This window comes from Ruegeria sp. HKCCD6119 (genome assembly GCF_013110585.1).
Lineage (GTDB): Bacteria > Pseudomonadota > Alphaproteobacteria > Rhodobacterales > Rhodobacteraceae > Ruegeria.
In genome coordinates, this window is the sequence record NZ_WVQV01000001.1 from 811663 (window position 1) to 837628 (window position 25966).

Consider the following 25966-nt stretch of genomic DNA (forward strand, 5'->3'; position numbering starts at 1 on the left):
CAGGTATCTGACAATGAGCGAACAACATATTGCAACTGCTTTTGATCGCGACCTCGAGGCGATCCAAGCGCATATCATGAAGATGGGCGGGCTGGTCGAGGCCGCCATCATAGGCGCGGCCCGCTCGCTGGAAACCCGCGATGAAGAGTTGGCGCAAGAGGTGCGAAAAGGCGACAAAGCCATCGACGCGCTTGAAGAACTGATCAACGAAGAAACGGCCAGGTTGATTGCGCTGCGTGCACCCACCGCCGGTGACTTGCGGCTGATCCTGTCGGTTCTGAAGGTATCCGGCAACCTTGAGCGTATTGGCGACTATGCCAAGAATATCGCCAAACGAACCACGGTTCTGGTCAATGCCAGCGAGATCAACGGAAGCGCTGCGGCCCTGCGCCGTATGGCACGCGAGGTCGAACGGATGCTGCGTGATGCACTGGATGCCTATATCCAGCGCGATGCGGAACTGGCCACAGACGTCATCAACCGTGATGAAGAGGTTGACCAGATGTATAACGGGCTGTTCCGGGAGTTTCTGACGTTCATGGCCGAAGACCCACGCAATATCTCGGCCTGCATGCACCTGCATTTCATTGCCAAGAACATCGAACGCATGGGCGATCACGTAACCTCGATCGCCGAACAGGTCGTGTATCTGGTCACCGGCGACCGCCCGGCCGAAGCCCGGCCCAAGGCTGACAACACGTCGCAAACCGTGTAGGAGACGAGTGAGATGTCCGCAGATCAACCTACCGTTCTGGTTGTAGAGGATGAAATGGCCCAGCGTGAAGTCTTGGCCTACAACCTTGAAGCTGAAGGGTTTCGGGTTTCAAAGGCTGGCAACGGCGAAGAAGCCATGCTGTTGGTAGACGAAGACTGTCCGGACATCATTGTTCTGGACTGGATGATGCCCAATCTGAGCGGTATCGAGGTCTGCCGACGCCTGAAAAGCCGCCCGGACACGCGTTCAATCCCGATTATCATGTTGTCGGCCCGGACCGAGGAAGTCGACAAAGTTCGCGGTCTTGAAACCGGCGCGGATGATTACGTGGTCAAACCATATTCCGTGGTCGAGCTGATGGCGCGCGTTCGCACGCAATTGCGCCGCGTCCGTCCTTCGACCGTTGGTTTGCGCCTAGAATTCGATGACATCATTCTTGACTCCGAGACGCACAAGGTTAGCCGGGACAACAAACCCCTAAAACTTGGGCCGACCGAGTTCCGGCTTCTCAGCACATTCATGGAAAAGCCGGGCAGGGTCTGGAGCCGCGAGCAATTGCTGGACCGGGTTTGGGGTCGCGACATCTATGTCGATACCCGAACCGTTGATGTGCATATCGGGCGATTGCGCAAAGCTCTGACGCAATATGGCGGGACCGACCCAGTACGAACCGTCCGGGGCGCTGGATACGCCTTGGGGTAACCACATCCTGCGCACATGACGCCAAAATCGTTTGATTTTTTGCAGAACTCGTATTTGTGGGTGGCGCCCCCGTGGCGGTAACTGGTATTCGCATAATCGGTATTATGGTAATTAGTAGCTCCTTGTAACTTGGCCGCAAAGTGAACACTCTGCCCAGAACACGCAAAACTTGTTTTGGAACGCGCCATGGAGCTCAGAGATAAAACTGTCATCGTGACCGGTGCCGCAGATGGCATTGGCCGGGGCTTGGCGGAACGCTTTGCTCAGGAAGGTGCGCGCGTCATCTGTTCGGATATTGACGAGGCCGGAGCCCGTGAAGTCGCAACCCAAACTGGCGGCGTTGCCTTCACATGTGACGTTTCGGATGAGGAACAGATCGAGGCGTTGATTGATTTCACCGAAGATACCGTTGGCCCAATTGATCTGTTCTGTGCAAATGCCGGAATCCTGACGCTTGGCGGTCTGGATGTTCCCAATGATCAATGGGAAAAAATTTGGAAAATCAACGTGATGTCCCACGTGTGGACCGCGCGCCATTTGGTGCCTCGTATGATCGGTCGCGGCGGCGGATATATTCTGACGACGGCCTCTGCGGCAGGTTTGCTAAACCAACCCGGTGCGGCGCCCTACGGTGTCACGAAACACGCGGCGGTCGGATTTGCCGAGTGGCTGTCGCTGACATATGGCGCCAAAGGTCTGCGGGTTTCGGTTCTTTGTCCTCAGGCGGTTCGGTCGAAAATGACTGAAGGACATGAGGTTTCAGTAGCATCGATCGACGGAGTGCTGGAACCCGAAGACGTCGCTGAAACCTGCGTACAAGCCATCCGGGAAGAACGATTTCTGGTTCTTCCGCATCCGCAGGTGTTGGATTACCTGCAACTCAAAGCGGCCGACTACGATCGCTGGCTGGGCGGAATGCGAAAGTTGAATCAACACTTTACGCCGGATACTTGACGTTTTCTCTGAACCTTCCTCATAAGACCTTCCTGAGCTACCGACGCGACCAGGGTTCCGTCTTCTGAATAGATCGATCCGCGATTAAAGCTGCGTCCCTGCCCCGTCCACGGAGAATCCATCACATACAGATGCCAGTTTTGAAATTTCACAGGTGCATGAAACCACAAAGCATGGTCCAGACTGGCGCCGTTGAACTCTCCGGAAAACCAGCTTAGCCCGTGCGGTCGCAAACCTGACGACATCAGGTTCATATCAGACGCATAGGCCAAAAGCAGGTGTTGAGTTTTTGCGTCCGCAGACGCGGCAGCCGCCATGCGAAACCAGGTTTTGTTGCGGTCATCCGACACTTCGGGGTTGAACGGATCCAGATGGTCCACCTCCCGGACTTCGATCGGGCGTTCACGCAGAAGCTCACCGCGAAAACCTTCGGGCACGCGATCCACATATGCGTGTCGAAGCTCGGATCGCGATGGGTACGTCTGCGGAGGATTCACGGTTGGCATCGGATGCTGATGATCCCAACCTTCATCCTGAACGTGAAAGGAAGCTGACATGTTCAGGATCTGCTTTCCATTTTGAATGGCGACAACGCGACGGGTTGTGAACGACCCGCCGTCACGCGCCCTATCCACCTGATAAATAACAGGTTTATCTGGATCCCCGGGGCGGATAAAATAGGCGTGCAGGGAATGGCACAACCGGTCTTCCACGGTTTTGTATGCTGCGGCAAGGGCCTGCGCGATGACCTGACCGCCGAAAATTCGGGTCGGTGTTTCTCCACCCGATCCTGTGCCGCGGAAAAGATCGACTTCAAGCCGTTCGATATCCAGAAGGTCCAATAAGATGCGTTCCGCTTCGGTCATTGTCTGCTCATGGGCTAATTGATCGAAACCCGGGTATCAGCCTAAGCAATATCATTCAATCATGGCGGCGTGCACCAAGGCCTTGAGTTCAGCCCGGGATGGATAGGAACTGGACGGCGACAATTGCGTGAAGAACACAGCCGTCAGATCGTTCTGCCAGTCGATCCAGAAATAGGTCGAGGCCATGCCACCCCAGCTGAAATCACCGACGGACCCTGGCACGCGCACCCGACCCGGGTTGAGGACAATCGACCCTGCAAGGCCAAATCCCATGCCTTCCATGGGCTGTTCCGCAAAGCTCTTTGGTCCCATCGAAGCGATATCACCCGGCAAGTGGTTGCGCATCATGAAGTCCACCGTTTTCGGGCCAAACAGTTGATGCCCGTTGCCGGACCCGCGATTGCGAAGCATGTCAACGAACTTGACATAGTCATCGATTGTGGAAACCAGCCCACCGCCGCCCGAGAACGTTGTCGCATTCGCGAATGGAGAGGTTTCGTGGGCATCCACCAGCCGCAAGGTATCGCCTCTTTGGTCCGCGGAATTCAACGCCATCGCGTCGCCAGCCAGCGGCGTATAAAGCGAGGCGAACCGGTCCCCTGCCCCGGCCGGCACGGAAAACCCGGTTTCGCGCATCTCGAGGGGCGCCAGGATTTCCTGCCGGAAGAATTGTTCCAAGGTCTGTCCCGAGACGACCTCGACAACGCGCCCAACCACATCGGTTCCAACCGAATATTCCCACCGTGTTCCGGGCTGGAAAGCCAAGGGTAGCTCTGCCAGTTCACGTACGCGATCTTTCAGAAGGCCCTGATTTGGTTTGAAAATAAGGTCCTTTTCATCCATCGCCTCCGGTAGTATCCCGGGATTGAACGGATAGCTGAAACCGCCAGTATGGGTCAGCAACTGATGAAGGGTCGGGCTTGCCGCGTCCTCGGTTTGATCCAGCTTGTCCGCGCCGGGTACCAGAGCCTGCATCTGTTTGAACTCGGGAAGGAAATCCGACAGCGGCGCGTCGAGGTGAAACAGCCCACGTTCCGCCAGCATCATCAAGGCAACAGACGTGACGGGTTTGGTCATCGAGTAGATGCGTACCAGCGCGTCGCGTTGGAACGGCAAGTCCTGTTCAAGATTTCGCAGGCCGCTGGAGTGGAAAAAGACCTCATCCCCCTTGTGCTTCAGCAAAAAGGACGAGCCCGCGTATTTGCGCTGCTCAACATAGCGGTCCATCCAGATGCGAATCCGGTTCAGGCGCGTTTCATCGAACATGACTTGTTTTCGAAGCATTTTTGAGTTCCACCAGAAGTTGACTAATATCGTGTACGCGTAGGGCCTGAAACAACCGCATAACCCGGGCTGAAATGAATGGTTATACCAGCAGAGCCAAGAGGCACGCCTTAAATCCAAGTGATACAGTGAAACCGATACAGATTCGCTTGTAAATTGTTGGACGGCGACGTGCCGTATTGGCCGGGAGGAATAGCATGACGCAAAGCTTAGATTTCGTTTACGATTTTTGCAGCCCAAATGCCTTTCTGGCCCACAAGATGCTGCCAGAGCTGGCCGCGCGGCATAATGCCAAGATCACGTATTACCCCGTCCTTCTGCCTGTTGTTTTCAAGGCAACGCATAACCAAAGCCCGTTTCAGGCGTTTTCCGAAAACCGCCAGAAAACCGCCTATCTTACCCACGACTTGCATCGGTTCGCGCGGCGTCGCGGGCTGAGCTTTCACATGAGCCCGCATTTTCCGATCAATACGAAGTTTGCGATGCGCGGCGCCCGGTTCGCCAGCGGTAAATCATGGGAAATTAAGTACATAAACGCCATATTTGATGCCATATGGGTGCATGGGCAAAAGGCGGATGAGCTGGCCGTTCTGATTGACATTCTACACGAAAACGAACTGCCGGTTCGCAAGTTGCGCGAGGCCATGACAAGCCCTGAAATCAAACAGGACCTGAAGGATCAGACCAAATCGTTCGTGCGCCGCGGCGTTTTTGGCGTTCCCAGCCTGTTTTACGGCTCTGAAATGTTCTTTGGCAAGAACAGCTTGCCGAACCTGGAAATTGAGCTGTCGAAAAACAAGAAACGAAACAAATCCAACACGTTGTGAGCAGGAGCGGCTTTGACCGCAGCGCGACTCAGAAGGCTTCGGCGAAGATATTGCCCGATGTTACAACGTTGATCCCACCAGAAACCGGGACAATCGAACCGGTTACATAACTGCCCCCGCGTCCGCACAGAAACAGCACGCACCCCGCTATATCTTCATCACAGCCGACGCGCCCAAGCGGCACTGACTTGCCGACCTTTTCACGCTTGTCCTCATCCGCCGTAGCAAAGGCTGTCATCCGCGATACGAACGGCCCCGGAGCCAGCGCGTTGACCGTTACGTGGTAGGGCGACAGTTCCTTGGCCATGATTTTTGTCAGATGCAGTACCGCAGCCTTGGAGGCTGAATAGCTATAGGCGCCATCCCCCATGGGAACCTCTCCCATCACGGACCCGACGTTCACGACCCTGGCCGGATCGTCTGCGGTTCCGGATTGCATCAACATCGGCAGCAGCCTCTGGGTAAGCTCGAATACCCCGGCCACGTTGACCGACATCACCTTGTCCCACGCGTCATACGGAAACTGGCCCATGGGTGCTCCCCAGGTCACGCCAGAATTATTCATAAGAATATCAAGTCTTTCCGTCCGGTCCTGAATGTCCGAAACCAGTTTAGCTATACTTGCCTCGCTGCCGATGTCTCCGGCAAACCCTTCGGCACTTCCCGGTGCCTCCAGCGCATTCAGATCGGCGGCGGCCGCGACACACGCGTCCCCGTTCCGAGAAGCGATCAACACGCGCGCGCCGGCCCTGACCAACGCCTCTGAGGCCATCCGACCGATACCCGTGGCGCCTCCGGTGACCAATGCGGTTTTGCCGGGCAGCGAGAAAAGGGTATCGGGGGTCATTGTCGTGTTCCTCTGCTAAATCTGATTTCGGTTGCATTCCGACCAGATTCAAAACCTTGTCGTCTTTACAGCAATTAGCCGTCCGCTGCGTTGGCGCGAAACCGGGTTGCACCAAAATTCCACATGACAATCTTCAATCGCATTAGACACGGTTTGCAAGGATTACTCAGCGTCGCAAAGGGCCGGCCGATAAGCCCGGGTAGTTTCAATGTTCGGATACTGAAACCGACGACAATGCGCCCGAAAACCTGTTTTCCCGCTAACGAAAAGCGGATGTAGATGTGCGGCCCAAGTCCAAACGGACGCGCGGCGTCGTCATGTCGAAGGACTGAACTTGGTTTACTCTTCCATCTCCAGGTCTGTTTTCAGGGCAACTGTCTGTATTCAATCCACCAAAGTCAGGTAGACAACCCGGCCTTTTCGCGTCTATGAACCAAGTATGGGGATCGTGAAAACATGCATAACGTTTTGGTATTGAATGGCCCAAACCTCAATCTGCTTGGCACACGGCAGCCCGAGGTTTACGGCAGCACGACACTACATATGATCGAGGACCGTTGCGTTCAGCATGGCGCCTCCATTGGGCTGGACGTCACCCACCTGCAATCCAATCACGAAGGTGTGCTGCTTGACGCCATTCACGCGGCCCGCGGTGTACAAAGCGGGCTGATACTGAACGCAGGCGCGTTCACGCATACGTCGATTGCCCTCATGGATGCGATTGCATCGGTGGAACTGCCGGTTGTCGAAGTGCATCTTTCCAACATTCATGCCCGGGAAGCCTTTCGGCACAGGTCCTACATAGCCCCTGTCGCACTGGGTCAGATCTGTGGCTTCGGTGCCCACAGCTATATTCTCGCGCTGGACGCGCTCGCGGCCCATCTGAAGGCGGGCAGCGCGACATGAAGCTCAAGGAATATCTTCGCTTTGTCAGCTACGCCAAAACCCTGGAAGACCTGTGGGATGCACATTGCCGCCAAATGGCCGAGTTCGGATTTACCCGCCTGATCTATGGGTACACGCAATTCCGGACGGCCACGTCCTTGGGTGACCCGGAAGATTTCGTAATCCTGACGAACCACAAACGGGCTTATGTGGACGGGTTCATCAAGGATGGTCTGTATTTTCACGCTCCGATGTTGAAGTGGGCCTTGGACAACGAAGGCGCCGCCAGCTGGAAAATGTTGCAGGACATGAGCTCGGGCGGAACGATGACCGCGAAGGAGCGCGAAGTTTTCGAGTTCAACAAATCCATGGGCGTGGTTTCCGGCTATACCGTAAGCTTCAACTCGGTTTCCATGCGCTCGAAGGGGGCGATTTCCCTGTCGGCCAATGATGGGCTGAGCCAGGAAGATGTGGATGCGGTCTGGGAAGAGCACGGCGACGACATTCTGCTTATGAACAATGTCGCCCACCTGAAAATCCTGACATTGCCGTTTCTTCCGCCGAACCGGGCACTTACCAAACGCCAACGCGAAGCTTTGCAGTGGGTTGGTGACGGGAAAACCACTCAGGATATCGCGCTGTTGATGGGACTGACATCTGCAACGGTAGAGAAGCACCTGCGACTCGCGCGTGAGGCGCTTTCGGTCGAAACGACGGCACAAGCGGTTCTCAAGGCGTCACTGCACAACCAGATGTTCATTATGGAAGCATAACCGCAATATTTTGACGCTATCCCGCGTCAGTTTACCCTAGGTAAGGAAATCACTACTTTTCAAACTAATCGTAAAAGTTGCAAAGTGAGAGTGTTCCGTGAGTGGTGGCTTTAGCCAGGGAACATTGGATTGGATCTTTGCAATAACAAAGCTCTCCGATCACTCTGACAAGGGGGCGCTTATTTGTCCGCGTACCGGTGTCGGAATTTTGGGGGGCCTCGACCATCCCCATCATGCGGGGCCCTCCAATCCTTCTCTACTTATGGAAGTATGCTTTTTGCCGGTGGCAGAAAAAAAGGGTTACGCAGTGCGTAACCCTTTAGATTTGTTGGGAAAGGCCGTTGCCGGTACTTTCCCTGTAACGTTTTAGCCTTGCGCGGCTTTGGCGACTTCAGCAGCGAAATCTTCTTTTTCAACCACGATACCTTCGCCAACTTCCAGACGGATGAAGCCGGTGATGGTTGCGCCGGCTTCCTTGGCCGCTGCTTCGACGGTCAGGTCAGGGTTCACGACAAACTGCTGGTTCAGCAGAGTCGATTCCGCGACGAACTTCTTCATACGGCCTTCGATCATCTTTTCGATCACTTGCTCCGGCTTGCCGGATTCGCGGGCGATGTCCATCTGGACCTGCTTTTCTTTTTCGACAATTGCCGGGTCCATGTCTGCTTCGGACAGGGCCGCCGGGTTCACAGCCGCGATGTGCATTGCAACCTGCTTGCCGATCGCTACGTCGCCACCGGTCAGAGCAACCAGAACGCCGATTTTGCCCATGCCGCTGGTGGCTGCGTTGTGGACGTAGGACACAACAGTGTCGCCCGACAGTTTGGCCATGCGGCGTACCGACATGTTCTCGCCGATGGTGGCGATCTTGTCGGTCAGGGTGTCGGCAACGGATTTGCCACCCAGATCAGCAGCCAGCAGCGCGTCAACATCTGCAACGCCTTCTGCGGCAAATGCGATCTTGCCAACCATTTCCTGGAACTCGGCGTTTTTCGCAACGAAGTCGGTTTCCGAGTTCACTTCGACAGCAACACCGTTGCCACCGTTGACGTGGACTGCAACCAGACCTTCTGCTGCGGTACGGCCCGATTTCTTGGCCGCTTTGGCCAGACCTTTGGTGCGCAGCCAGTCAACGGCTTCGTCCATGTTGCCGCCGGTTTCGGTCAGCGCTTTTTTTGCGTCCATCATGCCTGCGCCGGTCGAGTCGCGCAGTTCTTTAACCATTGCTGCTGTGATTGCCATCTTTAGGCTCTCCTCAATTCAAACGGAATTGGGGCAGGTCATACCCTGCCCCATATGTCATTTACGTGACGGGCAGCTTACGCTTCGGCTTTGGCTTCCGGTGCGGCTTCTGCTTCGGCGGGCGCTTCTTCTGCAACGACTTCTTCAACCGGTGCTTCTTCGAATGCGCCAAGGTCAACGCCTGCCGCACCCATCTGAGCGGTCATGCCGTCCAGAGCGGCACGTGCGGCCAGATCACAGTACAGCGCGATGGCGCGGGCTGCGTCATCGTTGCCGGGGATGATGTAGTCAACGCCGTCGGGCGAGCAGTTGGTGTCAACCACAGCCACAACCGGGATACCCAGCTTGTTGGCTTCGGCGATGGCCAGTGCTTCTTTCTTGACGTCGATAACGAACAGCAGGTCAGGAACGCCGCCCATCTCGCGGATACCGCCCAGCGAAGCCTGCAGCTTGGCCTGGTCACGCTCCATGCCCAGACGCTCTTTCTTGGTCAGGCCTTCGGCGCCCGTTTCCATCGCTTCGTCGATCTGGTTCAGACGGTTGATCGACTGGGAAACGGTTTTCCAGTTGGTCAGCGTGCCGCCCAGCCAGCGGTGGTTCATGTAGTACTGAGCCGACTTTTCGGCCGCTTCCGCGATCGGGCCAGCAGCCTGACGCTTGGTGCCAACGAACAGAACGCGGCCGCCTTTGGCAACGGTGTCACGAACGGCCTGCAGCGCCTGGTCCAGCATCGGAACGGTCTGGGTCAGGTCCATGATGTGGATGCCATTGCGCGAGCCGTAGATGAACGGGCCCATGCGGGGATTCCAACGCTGTGTCTGGTGACCGAAGTGTACGCCAGCTTCCAGCAGCTGACGCATGGTGAACTCGGGAAGAGCCATGCTATGTTTTCCTTTTCCGGTTTTCGCCTCGGCGGGGGTGAAAGAAGCGAATGCTCCAACCGGCGGGCCAGATAGGGATGTCTCCCCTACAAGGCCCAAACCCCGCCTGCGGGTTTGAATGGCGCGCGTATACGGCAGGTTTGAAGGCAGCGCAAGGGTCAAACCCTTATTTTTCAAGCCGCGCCAATGCATGCGCGTGGCGCACTGCTGCCTCGCAATGGGCCGCCAGTTCCTTGCGGTTGGCGAAATCCCTGACCCGGGCTGGTGCGTGATAGATCAGTTCAACGGACCCCTGCCTGCGCGCGCCCAATGTCTTGAGCAGATGGGGCGCGAAATCCATATCACCCCACCAGCCATAGAACCGGTCAGGCTGACCTTTCGGCGCGTGAAACACCACCGAGACCGGTTGAACATACATGAAATCCCGCAGCTCGTCCGCGAAGAAAGCGGCAAAGAGCGTTGTTTTAAATGGCAAAACACGCAATCCGTCGGTCGAGGTGCCCTCGGGAAAAAACAACAGCTTATGTCCGGCCTTCAGACGTTCTTCGAAGATCGCCGTCTGCTCGCGGGCCTGTTTGCGATCCCTCTCGATGAATACGGTCCCGGTGGCCCGTGCCAACCATCCGATACCCGGCCAGTTCGCAACTTCTGCCTTGGACACGAAGTAGACCCTTTTGCGGGCGTTCAAGGCAAAGATATCCAGCCAGGATGTGTGATTGGCGACAACGGCACCGTGTTCCTTCATCAACGCGCCCGAGCAACGAAATCCGATTCCCAGGGTTCGGAACGCGTTTCGGCACACGAACTGGCTGATGAACGGTGTGACGGGGCGACGAACACCACAAAGTGGCAACTCGATCAGTCGAATGGCCAATAGAACTATCAGCCCACCGAACACAAGGATGGCCAAGGGCAAGCCCCTCAGGATCACCAGAATCCAGCCGACAAAACCCAGTTCGATCGGATCCGGCGCATCCTCACTGTTCCAAAGCGGATCATTCACCGGATCAAGCTCCGCCATAGATGCGCTTCTGCCGCTCGTTCATACGGCTCGTATCCAGGATCAGGCACACATCGGTGGTGTTGAAGGAATGATCGATGAACGCCCCCTCACCCACAAACCCGCCAAGCCTCAGATAGGCTTTGATCAGGGCTGGAACCTGCACCATGGCACGGCGACGATCCAGCGCGTCCGGTGCGACAATATCCATGGTCTGAAACACGCTCGGCTGGGCGCGCACCCGCAGGTCTGGCGGCGCCAGATGATTGTGATGCAGCATCGACAGCGGCTGGGCCAGTTCCTGAACATCCGTGCCGTGAAAGCTGGCGACGCCGAACAGAACTTCGATCTGGCGTTCGGCCACATAGCGAGAGAGACCATTCCAGAGATGATACATGGCCGTACCGCCCCGGTAGTCCCTGTGCAGGCACGACCGGCCCAGTTCCAGCAACTTGCGGCCACTTTGCTTGAGAATGCTCAGATCGTATTCGTCTTCGGAATAAAACTGCCCCAACTCAGCGGCGCGATCCCCCGGTAACAGCCTGTAAACGCCGACAACTTCTCCGGTCGCATCATCACGGGCCAGCATGTGATCGAAATAGGGATCAAACCGGTCCCGTTCCAGCCCGGCCACATGATCGACCAGCGCCCCTCCTCCGCCGAGTTCGCGCACAAATACGTCATAACGCAACCGCTGCGCTGCGCGCAGTTCGTCCTGGGTTTCCGCCAGTTTGATCGTGAACGAGGGGCCAGCGTCCGGCATGTCAGACTTATCAATCCTGTTTTATCAACGCGGCTGATACCTCAGTTCTTCGGGGGAAGGCAACAAGTGGGAATCTGGTCTTTTCCGTTAACTCTTCTTAAACCAGTTTCACGGATCAAAGACCGGCATCAGGGCGATGCGTGTTCCGTCGATTACCACTTTCCCCTGCTCGCGAAAGTTTACGGTGATCTTGCCTGCGATGTTGGACTGAACCTGTCCGACACCCCATTCGGGGAAATCCGGGTGGCGAACAAACATGCCCGGTGCAAGAATAGCATTCATGTCTGTCATTTGGGGCTTCCGGTTCCTGAGGCAGATACCGCAGGAGGTATGCATGGGCAACACGAACGTCAACCTGGCTGAATTGATCGGCTCACGGATCTGCCACGATCTGATCAGCCCGATCGGGGCGATCACCAACGGGCTGGAGCTGTTGGACATGGTTGGTGCTGTCCAGGGCCCCGAGATGGAGTTGATCTCGGGCAGCGTCGGCAGTGCGGGCGCGCGTATCCGGTTTTTTCGGGTTGCCTTCGGATCTGCAGGAGAACAGCCGCTGGGCCGCGCCGAAGTGGCCGAACTGCTCAAGGACATCGAACGCACCGGACGGGTGCGGGTAAACTGGTTTATGACCGAGCCCATGCCGCGCAACCAAATCAAGCTGGCGCTCCTTGCGCTCATGTGCTGCGAAAGTGCCATGCCGATGGGCGGAGAGGTTGAGATCGAGAACCAAGGCGCCAATTGGACAGTGACCGGAACTGCCGACAAGTTGAACGTAGACAAAACCCTATGGAAACACGTTGCAACCGGCCGGTTCCCCAACAAGATTACCCCCGCACAGGTCCAGTTCGCTCTGCTGCCGGAAACGGCAAACGCGATGGGTCGGCGCGTTTCCGTGGAAACCGCTGCGACCCGCCTTGTGCTGCGTTTTTAATCCCGAATCGTTCCGTTCCCGCGCACCAGATATTTGAAACTGGTCAACTGGGCGGCCCCCACCGGGCCGCGGGCATGCATTTTGCCCGTGGCGATACCGATCTCGGCGCCCATCCCGAATTCACCACCATCGGCGAACTGAGTCGAAGCGTTGTGCATCAGAATCGCGCTATCCAAGCGCTCAAAGAAACGGGCCGCGGCCCTGTCATCCTCGGTCATGATACAGTCGGTATGGTTCGACCCGTAATGTTGGATATGCGCGATGGCGGCGTCGATATCGACGACGGGCTTGGCCGCGATCGCGCTGTCCAGAAACTCTTTTCCCCAATCCTCCGCCGTCGCGGGAATTGTACCCTCGACCGCAAGTGCACCTTCGGCGTGTACCTCGACCCCTGCTTTCAGCAGCGCGGCGATCACGTCACGCCCCAGCGTTTCGGCGATGTCCTGATGGATCAGCAGGCATTCGGCAGCGCCGCAAATCCCGGTACGGCGCGTCTTGGCGTTCAACACCACGTCCAGCGTTTTCTGCGGATCAGCGGCCTTGTCGACATAGATGTGCACGATGCCTTCAAGATGGGCAAAAACAGGCACACGGGCCTCACGCTGGACCAGCCCGACCAACCCCTTGCCGCCGCGCGGAACGATGACGTCGACATAGTCGGTCATGGTCAGCAATTCCTGAACCGCCGCACGGTCACGCGTCGGCACCAGTTGAATCGCATCTTCCGGCAGATCGGCGGCCTTCAGCCCCTCGACCAGGCAGGCATGAATAGCAGTCGAAGAATGAAAGCTCTCGGAGCCGCCGCGCAGAATGACGGCATTTCCGGATTTCAGACACAGCGCACCTGCGTCGGCCGTGACATTGGGGCGGCTTTCATAGATCACGCCGATCACACCCAACGGGGTGCGTACGCGTTGGATTTTCAATCCGGTCGGGCGGTCCCATTCGGCCAGCACTTCGCCCACCGGATCGGTCTGTTCAGCCACCGCGCGCAGACCATCGACCATGCCCTGAACACGCGCCTCATCCAGCATCAGCCGATCCATCATCGCCGGGCTCAGACCTTTTTCTCGGCCGAACTCCAGATCCTTCCGGTTGGCTTCGATGATCTGCGCCCGATTGGCCCAAACCGCGTCGGCCGCTGCAATCAGGGCGGCATGTTTGCGTTCTGGGCTCGCAAAAGCCAGATCGCGCGATGCCGCTTTGGCACGTTTCCCAAGATCAGCCATCAGAGCGGGAATGCTGTCGAAATCTTTCATGTCGCGTGCCTTTCAGGTCGTCTTTTCAGTATTTACAGGGCCAGATCATCCCGGTGAATCAAGGCCGCACGGCCGGGATATCCAAGGGTCGCCTCGATCTCGGACGACTTGCGCCCCTTGATCGCGTCAGCCTCCTGCGCGGTGTAACGGCTGATCCCCTGCGCCAGCCGGCGGGCTTTGGGGTCAAGGATCGCGACAGGGTCGCCGCGCCCGAAATCGCCGGTCACTTCGACAATACCCGCGGGCAACAGGCTTTTGCCATTTGCCAGGGCGTTGGCAGCCCCTTCATCGATGGTGATTTCGCCACGCGGTTTCATGGCTGAAATCCAACGCTTGCGCGCAGCGTGCGGATCCAGCGTTGCGGTAAACCACGTACAGTTTGCGCCATTTTCCAGCGTTTTCAGAGGGTTCAGAACCGACCCTTCCGTGATCGCCATCGCACATCCGCCCGCGGTGGCCATCTTGGCGGCCAGCAGCTTTGTCTTCATTCCGCCCTTTGACAAGCCAGAGCCCGCATCGCCCGCCATGGCTTCGATCTCGGGCGTGATCTTGTCGATTGTTTCGAAACGCGTGGCCGAGGCGTCCTCGTTGGGGTTGCCCGAATAGAAACCATCGACATCCGACAGCAGGATCAACTGGTCCGCCCCCACGGTCACCGCGATTTGCGCGGCCAGACGATCATTGTCGCCATACCGGATCTCATCCGTTGCCACGGTATCGTTTTCGTTGACGATCGGCACGACACCCAAACCCAGCAGAGTTTCCAGGGTCGCGCGTGAATTCAGATAGCGGCGGCGATCCTCGCTGTCCTCCAATGTCACCAAAACCTGCGCCGTGGTGATCCCATGAGGCGTCAACGCCTCTTCATATGCGCGCGCCAGACGAATTTGCCCGACGGCAGCGGCGGCTTGCGACTTTTCCAAAGGCAATGTCGCCATGGACAGCCCCAAAACGCCGCGGCCCAGTGCAATCGACCCGGACGAGACGAGGATTACATCTATCCCCTGCCCCTTGAGCCATGCGACATCCTGCGCCAACGAAAACAACCATTCCTTGCGCAACAGGCCGGTTTCGCGATCAACAAGCAAAGCCGACCCGATTTTGACAACCAATCGGCGGGCTGAAGTCAGGGTTGCCAAGGCTGCGTCTCCTCAGCGGATTTCTGAAGAACACGATTGTCATCGATCTGGCCGCGCAACGCACGCAAAACCTCGGTTACACCTTGATGAGCAACACCGGACATCATCATCACAGGGCCGCCAACGGCCTCTTCAAGCTCGGCTTTGGCCAAATCACGTTCTTCGTCATCCAGTGCATCGACCTTGTTCAGGACGGTGATCCGGGGTTTCTGGGCCAGTTCGCCACCATAGGCCTCCAGCTCGTGGATAATTGTGCGGTAATCATCGGCTACCGTTTCCGAGGTACCATCGACAAGATGCAGCAGCACGGCGCAGCGCTCAACATGACCAAGAAAGCGGTCGCCTATCCCGCGTCCTTCATGCGCGCCTTCGATCAGGCCGGGGATGTCAGCCACCACGAATTCCACGTTGTCGACCCCCACGACACCCAGATTTGGGTGCAGCGTGGTAAACGGATAATCCGCGATCTTGGGCCGCGCGTTTGACGTGGCTGCAAGAAAGGTCGATTTGCCTGCATTCGGCATGCCCAGCAGGCCCACATCGGCGATCAGCTTCAGACGCAGCCAGATCGTGCGGTCAATGCCCGCCTGCCCCGGATTTGCACGCCGGGGGGCCTGGTTGGTGGCCGATTTGAAGTGCAGATTGCCGAAACCGCCATTGCCCCCTTTCGCCAGTAGAACGCGCTGTCCCACCTCGGTCAGATCGCAGATGACGGTTTCTTCATCCTCATCCAGGATCTCGGTGCCAACAGGCACACGCAGGACAATGTCATCGCCATCCTTGCCGGTACGTTGCTGCCCCCTGCCCGGCTGGCCGTTCTTGGCAAAGAAATGCTGCTGATACCGGAAGTCGATCAGGGTGTTCAGCCCGTCCACGACCTCGGCCCAGACAGAACCGCCCTTACCGCCGTCCCCGCCATCAGGGCCGCCGTATTCGATGTATTTTTCGCGTCGGAAGCTGACGCAGCCGCTACCGCCGGCCCCGGACCGGATGTAGACCTTTGCAAGATCGAGAAATTTCATGGTCTGTCCCCTACTGCAAAGGCCCCATCGGCCACAAGTCAGAGTTTTTTACTGTATGTCCAGGTGGGCACATTCGCATCACGCGCCACCGAATAGCTTTCTGCATCGCCAAGATACTGGAACCCGCAATGAGTCAGGACCCGGGCCGACGCCGGATTGTCCTGAAACACGCTGGCAAACATCGTCGCGTTTTTCAGCGGGTTGGCATTTACCAGTGCTTCAACAGCCATCGACGCAATGCCAGTGTTCCAGTAGATCGGCGCCACCCAATAGCCGACTTCGGACTGGTTCCGATCCAGCCGCTTCAGCGTGATCAGACCAATCAGTTCCGGACCGCCGTCCTTGGTGGCATCCATGACCCAGACGTCCTCGTCCCGGTCCTCGGCCATTGAGCGCGTCACAAAGGCCTCGGTCGAGCCGGGGGCCAAAGGATGCGCGATACTCGTCGTCATGCGCGCCACACGCTCATCACCGGCATAGTGCTCGATCAGCCCCATATCCGAACGACGCAGAGGGCGCAGATCGAACCGCTCGGTTTCTATGACCGGCTGATTTATTATTGTTTCAAGTTTCATGGGTGTGTTCCTCCTCCGAACAACACGAAAAGTACGGACGCAACCGTAAGGCCTGCCAACGTCCACATCAGATATTTTTCAACGGGTCGTCCTTCAACCGCATGGGCAATTCTATCGCCCGCAAAAGTCCAGATCGGATGAAGGATCACCTGGCAAAACAACAAACACAGAGCAATCGTAACCGTCGCTTCGAAACTGGGGGTGCCCGCAGCCACGAACCCGGTGAACCCGGCAATGATCATGGCCCAGGCCTTGGGGTTGAGCGGATGAACAATCAGCCCGGCCAGAAAGCCGGGGGCGTTCCCTTCAGCCTGTTGTCGCGACAAACGCGTGTTGGCGATCTTCCACGCCAGCCAAAAAATATAGGCCGCTGACGCGTATTTAAGCACCGTAAACACCGCGGGTGCCTGATCCGCGAGATGCAGCAATCCAAAGCCGACCGGCCAAATGATCAACTGCTTCCCAAGGATAACACCCCCGACAAAAGGCAACGCGGCGCGAAATCCAAAACGCGCACCAGTACCCAGCAGGACCATGTTGGCCGGTCCTGGCGTGCCGACCTGGCTGGCGGCAAAGATCAGGAAACTGGTGGTTGCAACTGTCATCGGTTTGTTTGATCACGACTGCGTTAAAACGAAAAAGGGACCGGCACTTTGTGCCGGTCCCCCATGAATTTTTCTTAAACCTTCTGGGTTTCGGCTTACTCTGCGGCCTCCGCCACTGGCAGGACCGAAATGAAGGTGCGGTTTTTGAGCCCCTTGTGGAACTTCACGGCGCCATCCACAGTTGCAAAGATGGTGTGATCCTTGCCCATACCGACGCCTTCGCCCGGCCAGAACTTGGTGCCGCGCTGACGCACGATGATGTTGCCTGCGATGGCAGCCTGGCCACCATACAGTTTCACGCCAAGGCGACGACCCGCTGAGTCGCGGCCGTTACGGGAGGAACCGCCAGCTTTTTTATGTGCCATTCTCTCTCTCCTTAGCCTTTGGCCAGCTCTTTGGCCTGCTCAACCCATTCGGGTTTCACTTTGACCGTTTCGATAGCAGCAATCTGCTCGTCCGACAAGGCGGCCAGAGCGGCAAAGCTCTCGATACCGGCTTCAACCAGCTTTTTGGCAGCGGCAGGGCCGACACCGTTCAGCTTGGTCAGATCGTCAGCGGCAGCAGCGGCGGGTGCCTCTGCTTTGGCTGCAGCTTTCTTGGCAGGCTTAGCAGCAGGTGCCGCTTCGCCAGCCGGAGCCGAACCGGTTGCAGCCTTGATGCCCGACTTGTCAGCGCCCGACGACAGGATGTCGGTGATCTTGACCAGAGTCAGCTTCTGACGGTGGCCAACGGTACGCTTCGAGCTGTGCTTACGACGGCGCTTGACGAACTTGATGACCTTGTCACCTTTGATCTGTTCGATCACTTCGGCCTGTACGCCTGCGCCTTCAACGAAAGGTGCGCCAACAACCGGAGCGTCACCGCCCAGCATCAGAACATCGTTGAATTGAACTTTTTCACCTGCGTCGGCAGCCAGCTTTTCAACGCGGAGGATATCACCCGCCTGAACCTTGTACTGCTTGCCGCCAGTCTTGAGGACCGCAAACATGCGTCTTTCCTTTGTCTAACCGCGTTCTGTGGTCCCCTTCCGGGAGTTTTCGGCCCCAAGACACTTGAAAGCCACCTCGAACAGCGCGCCCTTTTCGGGCTGTGTGAATGACCATCAGGACATCCCAAGGGTCAAATAATAACGATACCCGGCACGGAAAACCGGCCGGGATGCGCGCTTATCCATAGATCGCCGGGAAAAGTCAACACCAAAGCGTCGTCAGAGATCAGACGCCCTAAGTGTCTGTGCGACCGTCCGCCCCAATCGGAAAGAGATATCGTTGAACATCCGGTCAAAGCCGTCAAACAGCGCCTCATTCAGGGCGCGCCCGGTTTCGGTTCTGGAAAACGCAATATTCTCGCGCATCTGGGCCTCGTCCAAGGGCCGATAGGCCATCAGAAGAAAAGAATAAAGCCACGCCTCGGTTTCTGCTGCGCGGCTTTCTTTCTGTGAAAGAAGTTCGGCCAGCAATTCCTGATCGTCGCCTTGCGCATCGACATCAAGACCCTGAAAGAAGCTGAAGTCGGAACTCAGCGCCCCATGAACGTTCTTTTCGACAAGGTCATTCGCCTGGATGTACTCATCGACCAACTCGAAACGGGTCGAGTCGCGCTCAACGGACTCGTAAGCTTCGCGGGCCATGTCCTCGATGGCCTGGTCCGACATCGCCTGCCGGGCCGAGTTTTCCAGCGACACGATCGTCTGACCAAGATCGCTTTCGAAAAACAGGATCGCCTGATCAAGCTGGGCAACGGACAGACCCGCCTCAAAGGCATCCGTCAGGAATTCCTGCATCCAGACCGGGTCGTAAATATCTTTGACCTGCGCTTCAAAATAGGCGCCCCCGGTATTGTCCAACAGCGTTTCGTCAAGTTCCTCGCGGTGACCCTGACCTTCCTGTACGAGAATTTCCATCACATGCGACAAGTGCATGGCCTGCGCCAGCCGGTCGACCTTTTGATCGGCCAGCAATTGTGCGCCCCACAGAACAAACGCAATCGTCAGAAAAACGCGGTGCATCAAATATCCTGCGCGGGATGCAGTTCGGCCATTCGGGCCGCAAGTACTTCGAACCGCATGGCCATAATTTCGTATTGGATCGCGTTCAGCAATTCATACACTTCCTGCATCAGGGGTTGTTCCAGCGCCTCGACATACGAGTCGACATCCGCATCGGAAAAGTCCTGATAGGTATAGGCTGCCCCCGCAAGGCTGGACAGTTGCAGTGACTGGCGCATACCGGCTTCGTTCCGCTTCATCAGCGCACGCAATTCATCCGCATCAAGTTGCAGGTCAATGACACCTGAAGCGCTGGCTGCCAGAAGAAAACGCACCTGAATTTCTTGCAGGGCCCGCACTGCGGTACCGGTCGAATCGATCGCCTTGTTCATACGCTTGAAACTTTCGACCCGTTGCGATCCGTCCTTGATCAGGTTTGCGATGATTTTTTGGCCTTCCAGCTGCTTAGCTTCATCGTCCTCAAGCATATGCGAGACGTTCTCGGCCTCTACCAGGCGCTGCCCCAGATCCGACGCATAAAAGTCAACCGCGTGTGTCAGGGCCTCATCACTCAGGGTTTGTTCGAGGATGGAAACCGCGGTCTCATGCATGGCGCCGACGTCAAAGACTTCGTCTGCCAGACGCGTCCAATCCGATCCGAATCCATCCGGATCAATCCCCAGCATCTGGGGGGCAGACCTCGAGCTTAGCGCGATGCTTTCCAGGGCAACGTCAAACCCGGTCGTGGTCAGAAAGGCCTCTATCCGATCGCGGCTGGCGGCGGAAAGTTCCATGGGGATCAGAACAAGCGCAAAGAGCGGGGCCAGAAACCAAAAGGCGGAGCGGCGTACAAACTGTATCATAGATATCAGACTAGGAGTTTTGCGCTGGCAGGCAACGGAAAATCCCGGGTTTCTTCAATTCCCGAATTTTCTGCTTGCACCCCTGCCCGTTCCTCACTAAATCCCCCCCTCACAGACCCCCGCGGAGAGGTGCCGGAGTGGTCGAACGGGGCGGTCTCGAAAACCGTTGTGGGTGCAAGCCCACCCAGGGTTCGAATCCCTGTCTCTCCGCCACTATCCCAATGCTGGCTCAATGCTGCCTTTTGGGCCCTCAGGAAGCGCCCGAAAATTGGTTGCGTCTGCAGGCCATTCCCGGCGGATCGCTGCCAAAACCGGTCGCCTCATCTTTGTGCAGGCGTGTTCTTGCCGCGTTTCAAAGGACAATGAGCATAGCCCGGCTTATACTCTATTCTGCTGAGAATTATCGGGAATTCCCCTTTGTACCTGAGTTATTTTTAGCGCATCCCGGCGACACAATTTCCAAAGGAGACACACATGTCGCGTACTCTTATTCTTGCCATCGTCATCGCCGCAATTGGCGCTGGCGGATACTATTACCTCAATCAACCCGAACCCACACCCGCTGAGCGTTTGGAAACTGCGGCAGAAGAAGCCGCCGAAGCGGTGACCGACGCAGCTTCATCTGTACAGGACGCTGCCTCTGACGCTGTCGATGCCGCGACCGAACAAGTCGCCGAAGCAGCTTCGTCGCTGACGGACCAAGCGACAGAAGCCGCGTCATCGGTTGCAGATCAGGCAAGCGAAGCAGCGTCATCGGTGGCGGATCAGGCCTCTGATGCTGCTCAGGAGGCCAGCGATCAGGTGGCCGCGCTGGCCGGTCAAGGGCAGGAGTTGCTGAACTCATGGATTCAGGAAGGCAAGCTGGACCCGACCAACTTCGACTATGATGGCATTATGACATCCATTCAGGACAGCACTCTGGCCACCGATCTGAAAGATCAGGCGATCAAGATTGTGAACGATATCAAGGATTCGCCTGAAACGATTGTTCAGAAAATTCAGGAACTAACCAACCTGCTGACCCAACAGTAAAGTGTTGAAGGCCGATCCACGGGTCGGCCTTTGCCCCTGGGCGCATCTGCGCTGCCCCTACGTTACGGTGTCGTTGAATTGACCTCTTGCGCGGCTTTTGATTGGCTGTGCCTGACAAAATGCCCGCGCCCTGCCCGACTGGTCTGAAGGCTTTTCGGACAAGGCGCGCGCTTTGATTCAGCCAAATTCGAGGATCAACCGATGACCGACCTGCCCCAGACTATGTTCGCCGCAATCCTAAAGCATGACGGGTATTCCGGTACGGCCACCGGACCGGCCATTGAAACCGCCGCCGACTGGCTGGAAGAAGCCGAAGTTCCCACGCCTGAACCCGGCCCGGGCCAGGTGCTGATCCGTTTGCGCGCGGCTTCGGTCAATCCGTCCGATCTGCATTTCATCAAGGGTGAATACGGGCAGCCGAGGGTAAAGGGATCCCCCGCCGGATTTGAAGGATGCGGAGACGTCGTGGCCGCAGGAAAGGGCGCCGAGGCCTTGCAAGGGCAACGCGTTGCGTTCGTCGCCGCCGGATCGGGGGCCTGGGCGGAATATGTCGTCACACAGATGCAGATGTGCATCCCTCTGCGCCCTGATATCTCGGACGATGACGGGGCCGCTCAGATCGTCAATCCAATGACGGCGATGGCTATGGTGGATATGGCCAAGGCCGACGGCGATGCCTTTGTGGTATCAGCCGCGACCAGCCAGTTGGGCAAGCTGATGTGCAGCCTTGGTCGGGATCTGGGTTTGAAGCCGATCGCTTTGGTACGCCGGGCCGAGACGGCAGGGATGTTGAAAGACCTTGGCGCGGTCGAAGTGCTTGTGACAACCGACGAAAACATTGTCGCAAAGTTTGCGGATCTGAGCGCGCAGTTGAAACCGCGCGTGTTTCTGGATGCCGTGACGGACCAATTGTCCGAACAATTGTTCTGCGCCATGCCCAACCGGGCGCGCTGGATCAGTTATGGCAAGCTGTCTACCGAGGCGCCGACACTGACTCAGACAGGGCAGTTGATTTTCATGGGAAAGCGGATCGAAGGGTTCTGGCTGACAAGCTGGATGATGTCGACCCCGCCCGCCGATCAGATGCGAGTTGTGGCCGAAGTTCAGGCCCGGTTTGCCGACGGGCGCTGGAAAACGGATGTTTCTGAACACCTTACACTCAGAAATCTTGTGCCAAACCTGGCTGATGCGCTGAAAAAGAGTGACGGCAAGGTGATAATAACGCCATAGTAGAACAAACCCGCGTCACCGGAGGATGCGCGCGGGCGGAACGCGACACCGGCAAACCGGTCGAGGGAGGACAGTTTGGATAACGCGCAGCTGCTGATCAGCGGACTGGCAAACGGGTGTGTCTATGGCCTGATCGCGCTTGGCTTTGTTCTGATCTACAAGGCGACCGAAGCGGTGAACTTCGCACAGGGCGATTTCATGATGCTGGGGGCCTTTGTCACCATCGGCCTGACCAACACCGAATATATGGGCCTGCCGTTCTGGCTGGCCCTGCCGATCTCACTGGGGATCATGGGGGCATTGGGATATCTTCTGGATCGCCTGATCATCCGTCGCCTGTTTGGCGAAAGTCAGACCGCCGTCGTTATCCTGACCATCGCCCTGGGCTTTGTGATCCGTTTCGTGGCCGGATTGATCTGGGGGCACGAACCGCAAACGCTGCAAAACCCGCTTGCGGGGAAAGAGCTGCGCTTTGGCGGCCTTGTACTGGGGCTGGAGGATGTCGCCGTGATCGTCGTCACCATCCTGCTGACATGGGGCCTTTACGTCTTTTTCAACCGTTCCAAACTCGGGCTGGCGATGCAGGGGGCGTCGCAAAACCAGCTGGCGGCGTATTACATGGGCGTGCCTGTCAAGCGGGTTCAGGGGTTCATCTGGGCGCTGGCCGGGATCGTTGCGGGGATTGCAGGAATTCTGTTCGCCGCCAAGGGCGCCGTGGATCCGACAACGGGATTGCTGGGAATCAAGGCATTTGCCGCCGCCGTCATCGGCGGGTTCGGAAGCCTGCCCGGGGCGCTGGCTGGTGGTCTTGTCGTCGGGGTGATCGAGCCCTTCGCCAGCCGCTATATAGCGGCGGGTTACAGCCAGATCGCGCCATACGCCCTGCTGCTGGCCGTGCTGATCTTTCGCCCCAACGGGTTGTTCAGTCAGGTTCGGGTCAAAAAGGTCTGAGCCATGCGGATCATCTTCAAAACCGACTACATGCAGGATATCCGCCCGTGGAAAGACCGTTACCAGCTTGTCCTGCATCTGATCCTTCTGACGGTCGTTGCCGCAGCCCCGTGGTGGCTGGATGAGTTCTATCTGGGCGAGCTGACCAACGTCCTGATCTGGGCCATCGCCGGGTTGGGTCTGATGGTCCTGACCGGGCATACAGGGCAAGTCAGTCTGGGCCACGCAGCCTTTCTGGCTTTTGGCTGCTATGCCAACGTTGCCCTGATTGAAGCCGGGGTGCCCTTTCTGGTTGCTTTCCCGCTGGCGGGCATTCTGACCGGGATAGCGGGCGTGACGGTCGCGATCCCTGCCCTGCGCCTGCATGGCATCTATCTGGCCATCTTCACCATGGCGCTTTCTATCCTGATGGACGACATCATCGTTCTGTCCGAACCCATCACCGGCGGTGTTGCGGGCAAATATGTCGGCGGGGTCGAAATCTTCGGCCATCTGGTAGACCGCTGGGGAACGCCCGATCAGTTTTTCTGGCTGGTCCTGACCGTCGCCGTTCTGGTCACACTGGGATATATCAACCTGCTGCGCGCGCCTTTGGGGCGCAGCTTCATCGCGGTGCGCGACTCTGAGGTTTCGGCCCAGGCGATGGGCATCGACATCGCGCGGACAAAGATGATCTCTTTCGCGTTGTCCTGCGCGGTGACGGGCTGGGCCGGGGCGCTGATGGGATTGTTCGCCGGAGCGTTTAACAACGAAACCTTCAGTGTTCTGATCTCGATCCAACTGCTTATGATGATCGTCATCGGCGGGCTGGGGTCGATCCACGGCGCGTTTCTGGGCGCGATCGTGATCGGGTTCCTGCCGCAGTTTCTGTCGATCTCAAAAGAATATGCCGGCGCCCTGTTCGGCGGCAATACAGTCGCCATTCCGGGGTTGGAGTTCGGCATCTTCGGCATGATCCTGATCGCTTTCATCCTGTTCGAACCCATGGGCATCTATGGCCGCTGGCTGAAGATCCGCACCTGGTTCGAGCTGTTCCCCTTCTATCGAAAAGACATGTTCAAACGGCAGAAATCCTATCTCAAGACGGAGCGTCTGAGATGAGCTTGCTGGAGTTCGAAAATGTCACCCTCAAGTTCGGCGGCCTGACGGCGGTGGATAACCTGTCATTCGACGTTCGGGAAGGTGAAGTCTTTGCCATCGTCGGCCCAAACGGTGCGGGCAAGTCCACTGTATTCAACCTGATTTCCCGGTTCTACGATCCCGTTGACGGGGCGATCCGGTATGACGGTCATGATCTGCTTCGGGTCAAACCGTCCGGTGTCGCCGCCTATGGCGTCGCACGGACATTTCAGAACATCGAGTTGTTCGAACACGCAACCGTCCTGCAAAACCTGCTGGTCGGACGCCACCGCCACCGCAGGACAAACCTGATTTCCGAGATTCTTTTCACCCCGTCGGCAAAGCGACAGGAACTGGAAAACCGCGAGAAAGTGGAACGGATCATCGACTTTCTCGACCTGCAAGCCTATCGCGACAAGATGATATCGGGGCTGCCCTACGGCGTGCGCAAAGTGGTCGAAGTTGCACGGGCTTTGGCGACTGACCCAAAACTCTTGCTGCTGGATGAGCCGGCCTCGGGGTTGTCCGTGGAAGAAACAACGGACATGCGTTGGTGGATCGATGATATCCGTCGGCAGATGGGCATCACCGTTTTGATGGTGGAACATGACATGGGCCTGGTCTCGGGCGTGTCAGACCGGGTTCTGGCCATGGCAGACGGCGCAAAACTGGCGCTTGGGACCCCGGCCGAAGTTCAATCGCACCCGGCAGTGATCGAAGCCTATCTTGGGAAAGCTTCATGAGCGCGCCAATCCTGAAAATCCGAAATGTCGAAAGCTTTTATGGCCCGATCATGGCCATTCGCGGTGTTTCGCTGGACGTTCACGAAGGCACGATCGTTTCGATCCTTGGCGCAAACGGTGCCGGCAAGACGACGTTGATGAAAACCGTCTCGGGGGTGATGGATCCGGAAAAAGGCACGATCACCTTTGATGGAGACGACATTCAGGGGGCCGAGCCGCATACCGTCGTCCAGCGCGGACTCGTGCATGTGCCCGAAGGGCGCGAGGTGTTTCCTCTGCTCACCGTCGATGAAAACCTGAGCCTCGGCGCGTATACCCGAACGGACAAAGTGCAGATCGACCAAGATCGCGAGCTTGTTTTCAGTTACTTTCCCGTTCTGAAAGATCGTCGCACGCAAGAGGCCGGCACCCTTTCGGGCGGGCAGCAACAGATGCTGGCAATCGGACGGGGACTGATGGCCCGTCCCCGCATCATGCTGCTGGATGAGCCGTCGCTGGGTCTGTCACCGCTTTTGGTGCAGGAAATATTCGCCATTCTGAAACGTCTGAACGAAGAACAGCATATGACGATGCTGCTGGTCGAACAGAACGCCAATGCGGCGTTGCGGCTGGCGCATCATGGATACGTGATGGAGGTAGGCCGCATCGTCATGGACGGCGCTGCGGATACGTTGCTGAAATCCGAAGACATCCAGAACTTCTATCTTGGCGTGCAGGAGGAAGGCGCACGCGAAAGTCGCCGTTGGAAACGCAAGAAGACGTGGAGGTAAG

Annotated in this window: 30 protein-coding genes and 1 tRNA gene; 14 read left to right on the forward strand and 17 right to left on the reverse strand. The window is 57.3% G+C overall.

The genetic code is table 11. The features are described 5' to 3' along the window. The first annotated feature begins 13 nt into the window (after positions 1–13). From phoU to GS611_RS04100, 3 genes are all read left to right on the forward strand, one after another. The gene (gene phoU, locus GS611_RS04090) at positions 14–715 is read left to right on the forward strand and encodes a phosphate signaling complex protein PhoU (protein ID WP_171632476.1); all 702 of its coding nucleotides are present in this window, start codon (positions 14–16) and stop codon (positions 713–715) included. A 12-nt stretch (positions 716–727) separates the two neighbouring features. Further along, positions 728–1417, forward strand: coding sequence for a phosphate regulon transcriptional regulator PhoB (gene phoB, locus GS611_RS04095; RefSeq protein WP_152457978.1), 690 nt, complete (start codon positions 728–730; stop codon positions 1415–1417). Between the two features lie 186 nt (positions 1418–1603). Then, a complete protein-coding gene (locus GS611_RS04100) occupies positions 1604–2371 on the forward strand; it encodes an SDR family oxidoreductase (RefSeq protein WP_171632479.1) in 768 nt (255 codons plus the stop codon). Here the strand turns inward: GS611_RS04100 and GS611_RS04105 are convergent. Continuing rightward, on the reverse strand, positions 2347–3237 hold the full coding sequence (locus GS611_RS04105) for an acyl-CoA thioesterase II (RefSeq protein WP_171632482.1): 891 nt from the start codon (positions 3235–3237) through the stop codon (positions 2347–2349). The genes GS611_RS04100 and GS611_RS04105 overlap by 25 nt on opposite strands. 51 nt (positions 3238–3288) lie before the next feature. Next, the gene (locus tag GS611_RS04110) at positions 3289–4521 is read right to left on the reverse strand and encodes a serine hydrolase (protein ID WP_171632485.1); all 1233 of its coding nucleotides are present in this window, start codon (positions 4519–4521) and stop codon (positions 3289–3291) included. Positions 4522–4718: 197 nt separating this feature from the next. Here GS611_RS04110 and GS611_RS04115 point away from each other — a divergent pair, with 197 nt between their 5' ends. Beyond that, on the forward strand, positions 4719–5348 hold the full coding sequence (locus GS611_RS04115; RefSeq protein ID WP_171632488.1) for a 2-hydroxychromene-2-carboxylate isomerase: 630 nt from the start codon (positions 4719–4721) through the stop codon (positions 5346–5348). Positions 5349–5376: 28 nt separating this feature from the next. On the opposite strand, the gene GS611_RS04120 is transcribed toward GS611_RS04115, so the two are convergent. After that, positions 5377–6195, reverse strand: a complete 819-nt coding sequence (locus GS611_RS04120; protein ID WP_171632490.1) for an SDR family NAD(P)-dependent oxidoreductase — start codon at positions 6193–6195, stop codon at positions 5377–5379. Positions 6196–6651: 456 nt separating this feature from the next. Here GS611_RS04120 and aroQ point away from each other — a divergent pair, with 456 nt between their 5' ends. Beyond that, positions 6652–7101 carry a type II 3-dehydroquinate dehydratase gene (gene aroQ, locus GS611_RS04125; protein WP_171632493.1) on the forward strand — a complete coding sequence of 150 codons (450 nt, stop codon included), beginning with the start codon at positions 6652–6654 and terminating at the stop codon, positions 7099–7101. Continuing rightward, on the forward strand, positions 7098–7853 hold the full coding sequence (locus GS611_RS04130; protein ID WP_171632496.1) for an autoinducer binding domain-containing protein: 756 nt from the start codon (positions 7098–7100) through the stop codon (positions 7851–7853). The genes aroQ and GS611_RS04130 overlap by 4 nt, the downstream gene beginning before the upstream one ends. A gap of 366 nt (positions 7854–8219) precedes the next feature. On the opposite strand, the gene tsf is transcribed toward GS611_RS04130, so the two are convergent. From tsf to GS611_RS04155, 5 genes are all read right to left on the reverse strand, one after another. After that, entirely contained in the window at positions 8220–9095 is an 876-nt protein-coding gene (gene tsf / locus GS611_RS04135) for a translation elongation factor Ts (protein ID WP_171632498.1), read from the reverse strand. 77 nt (positions 9096–9172) lie between these two features. Further along, a complete protein-coding gene (gene rpsB, locus GS611_RS04140; RefSeq protein WP_171632500.1) occupies positions 9173–9976 on the reverse strand; it encodes a 30S ribosomal protein S2 in 804 nt (267 codons plus the stop codon). A gap of 166 nt (positions 9977–10142) precedes the next feature. Beyond that, entirely contained in the window at positions 10143–10997 is an 855-nt protein-coding gene (locus GS611_RS04145; protein ID WP_171632502.1) for a 1-acyl-sn-glycerol-3-phosphate acyltransferase, read from the reverse strand. Next, complete coding sequence (locus GS611_RS04150; RefSeq protein ID WP_171632503.1) at positions 10984–11739, reverse strand: GNAT family N-acetyltransferase; 756 nt, start codon at positions 11737–11739, stop codon at positions 10984–10986. The genes GS611_RS04145 and GS611_RS04150 overlap by 14 nt, the downstream gene beginning before the upstream one ends. 108 nt (positions 11740–11847) lie before the next feature. Next, the gene (locus GS611_RS04155) at positions 11848–12030 is read right to left on the reverse strand and encodes a DUF3553 domain-containing protein (protein ID WP_050602459.1); all 183 of its coding nucleotides are present in this window, start codon (positions 12028–12030) and stop codon (positions 11848–11850) included. 43 nt (positions 12031–12073) lie between these two features. On the opposite strand from GS611_RS04155, the gene GS611_RS04160 reads away from it, so the two are divergent. Further along, positions 12074–12670: a histidine phosphotransferase family protein gene (locus GS611_RS04160; RefSeq protein ID WP_171632504.1), complete on the forward strand. Its 597-nt coding sequence runs from the start codon at positions 12074–12076 to the stop codon at positions 12668–12670. Here the strand turns inward: GS611_RS04160 and GS611_RS04165 are convergent. From GS611_RS04165 to GS611_RS04205, 9 genes are all read right to left on the reverse strand, one after another. After that, positions 12667–13929 (reverse strand): glutamate-5-semialdehyde dehydrogenase, encoded by a 1263-nt coding sequence (locus tag GS611_RS04165; protein ID WP_171632505.1) that lies wholly within the window; start codon positions 13927–13929, stop codon positions 12667–12669. The genes GS611_RS04160 and GS611_RS04165 overlap by 4 nt on opposite strands. 32 nt (positions 13930–13961) lie before the next feature. Further along, the gene (proB, locus tag GS611_RS04170) at positions 13962–15068 is read right to left on the reverse strand and encodes a glutamate 5-kinase (RefSeq protein WP_171632507.1); all 1107 of its coding nucleotides are present in this window, start codon (positions 15066–15068) and stop codon (positions 13962–13964) included. Then, entirely contained in the window at positions 15056–16090 is a 1035-nt protein-coding gene (obgE, locus tag GS611_RS04175; protein ID WP_171632510.1) for a GTPase ObgE, read from the reverse strand. The genes proB and obgE overlap by 13 nt, the downstream gene beginning before the upstream one ends. A 38-nt stretch (positions 16091–16128) precedes the next feature. Further along, positions 16129–16665, reverse strand: a complete 537-nt coding sequence (locus GS611_RS04180; RefSeq protein ID WP_152457964.1) for a GNAT family N-acetyltransferase — start codon at positions 16663–16665, stop codon at positions 16129–16131. Continuing rightward, positions 16662–17270 carry a LysE family translocator gene (locus tag GS611_RS04185; RefSeq protein WP_152457963.1) on the reverse strand — a complete coding sequence of 203 codons (609 nt, stop codon included), beginning with the start codon at positions 17268–17270 and terminating at the stop codon, positions 16662–16664. The genes GS611_RS04180 and GS611_RS04185 overlap by 4 nt, the downstream gene beginning before the upstream one ends. A 95-nt stretch (positions 17271–17365) precedes the next feature. After that, on the reverse strand, positions 17366–17635 hold the full coding sequence (rpmA, locus tag GS611_RS04190; RefSeq protein ID WP_010440093.1) for a 50S ribosomal protein L27: 270 nt from the start codon (positions 17633–17635) through the stop codon (positions 17366–17368). Between the two features lie 11 nt (positions 17636–17646). Next, a complete protein-coding gene (locus tag GS611_RS04195; protein WP_171632514.1) occupies positions 17647–18258 on the reverse strand; it encodes a 50S ribosomal protein L21 in 612 nt (203 codons plus the stop codon). Between the two features lie 219 nt (positions 18259–18477). Beyond that, positions 18478–19278, reverse strand: a complete 801-nt coding sequence (locus GS611_RS04200) for a DUF2059 domain-containing protein (protein ID WP_171632517.1) — start codon at positions 19276–19278, stop codon at positions 18478–18480. Then, entirely contained in the window at positions 19278–20120 is an 843-nt protein-coding gene (locus GS611_RS04205; RefSeq protein ID WP_171632520.1) for a DUF2059 domain-containing protein, read from the reverse strand. Before GS611_RS04205 ends, GS611_RS04200 begins: the two co-directional genes overlap by 1 nt. 123 nt (positions 20121–20243) lie before the next feature. On the opposite strand from GS611_RS04205, the gene GS611_RS04210 reads away from it, so the two are divergent. The 7 genes from GS611_RS04210 to GS611_RS04240 all read left to right on the forward strand — a co-directional run bounded on the left by GS611_RS04210 (position 20244) and on the right by GS611_RS04240 (position 25965). After that, positions 20244–20333 (forward strand) — tRNA-Ser (locus GS611_RS04210). A 261-nt stretch (positions 20334–20594) separates the two neighbouring features. Beyond that, a complete protein-coding gene (locus GS611_RS04215; protein WP_171632522.1) occupies positions 20595–21152 on the forward strand; it encodes a hypothetical protein in 558 nt (185 codons plus the stop codon). Between the two features lie 201 nt (positions 21153–21353). Then, complete coding sequence (locus GS611_RS04220; RefSeq protein ID WP_171632525.1) at positions 21354–22382, forward strand: alcohol dehydrogenase catalytic domain-containing protein; 1029 nt, start codon at positions 21354–21356, stop codon at positions 22380–22382. Positions 22383–22457: 75 nt separating this feature from the next. Continuing rightward, positions 22458–23333, forward strand: coding sequence for a branched-chain amino acid ABC transporter permease (locus GS611_RS04225; RefSeq protein ID WP_171168199.1), 876 nt, complete (start codon positions 22458–22460; stop codon positions 23331–23333). 3 nt (positions 23334–23336) lie between these two features. Next, positions 23337–24434 carry a branched-chain amino acid ABC transporter permease gene (locus GS611_RS04230; protein WP_171632527.1) on the forward strand — a complete coding sequence of 366 codons (1098 nt, stop codon included), beginning with the start codon at positions 23337–23339 and terminating at the stop codon, positions 24432–24434. Next, positions 24431–25195: an ABC transporter ATP-binding protein gene (locus GS611_RS04235; RefSeq protein ID WP_171632529.1), complete on the forward strand. Its 765-nt coding sequence runs from the start codon at positions 24431–24433 to the stop codon at positions 25193–25195. Before GS611_RS04230 ends, GS611_RS04235 begins: the two co-directional genes overlap by 4 nt. Next, positions 25192–25965, forward strand: a complete 774-nt coding sequence (locus tag GS611_RS04240) for an ABC transporter ATP-binding protein (protein ID WP_171632531.1) — start codon at positions 25192–25194, stop codon at positions 25963–25965. The genes GS611_RS04235 and GS611_RS04240 overlap by 4 nt, the downstream gene beginning before the upstream one ends. Position 25966: the final 1 nt, after the last annotated feature.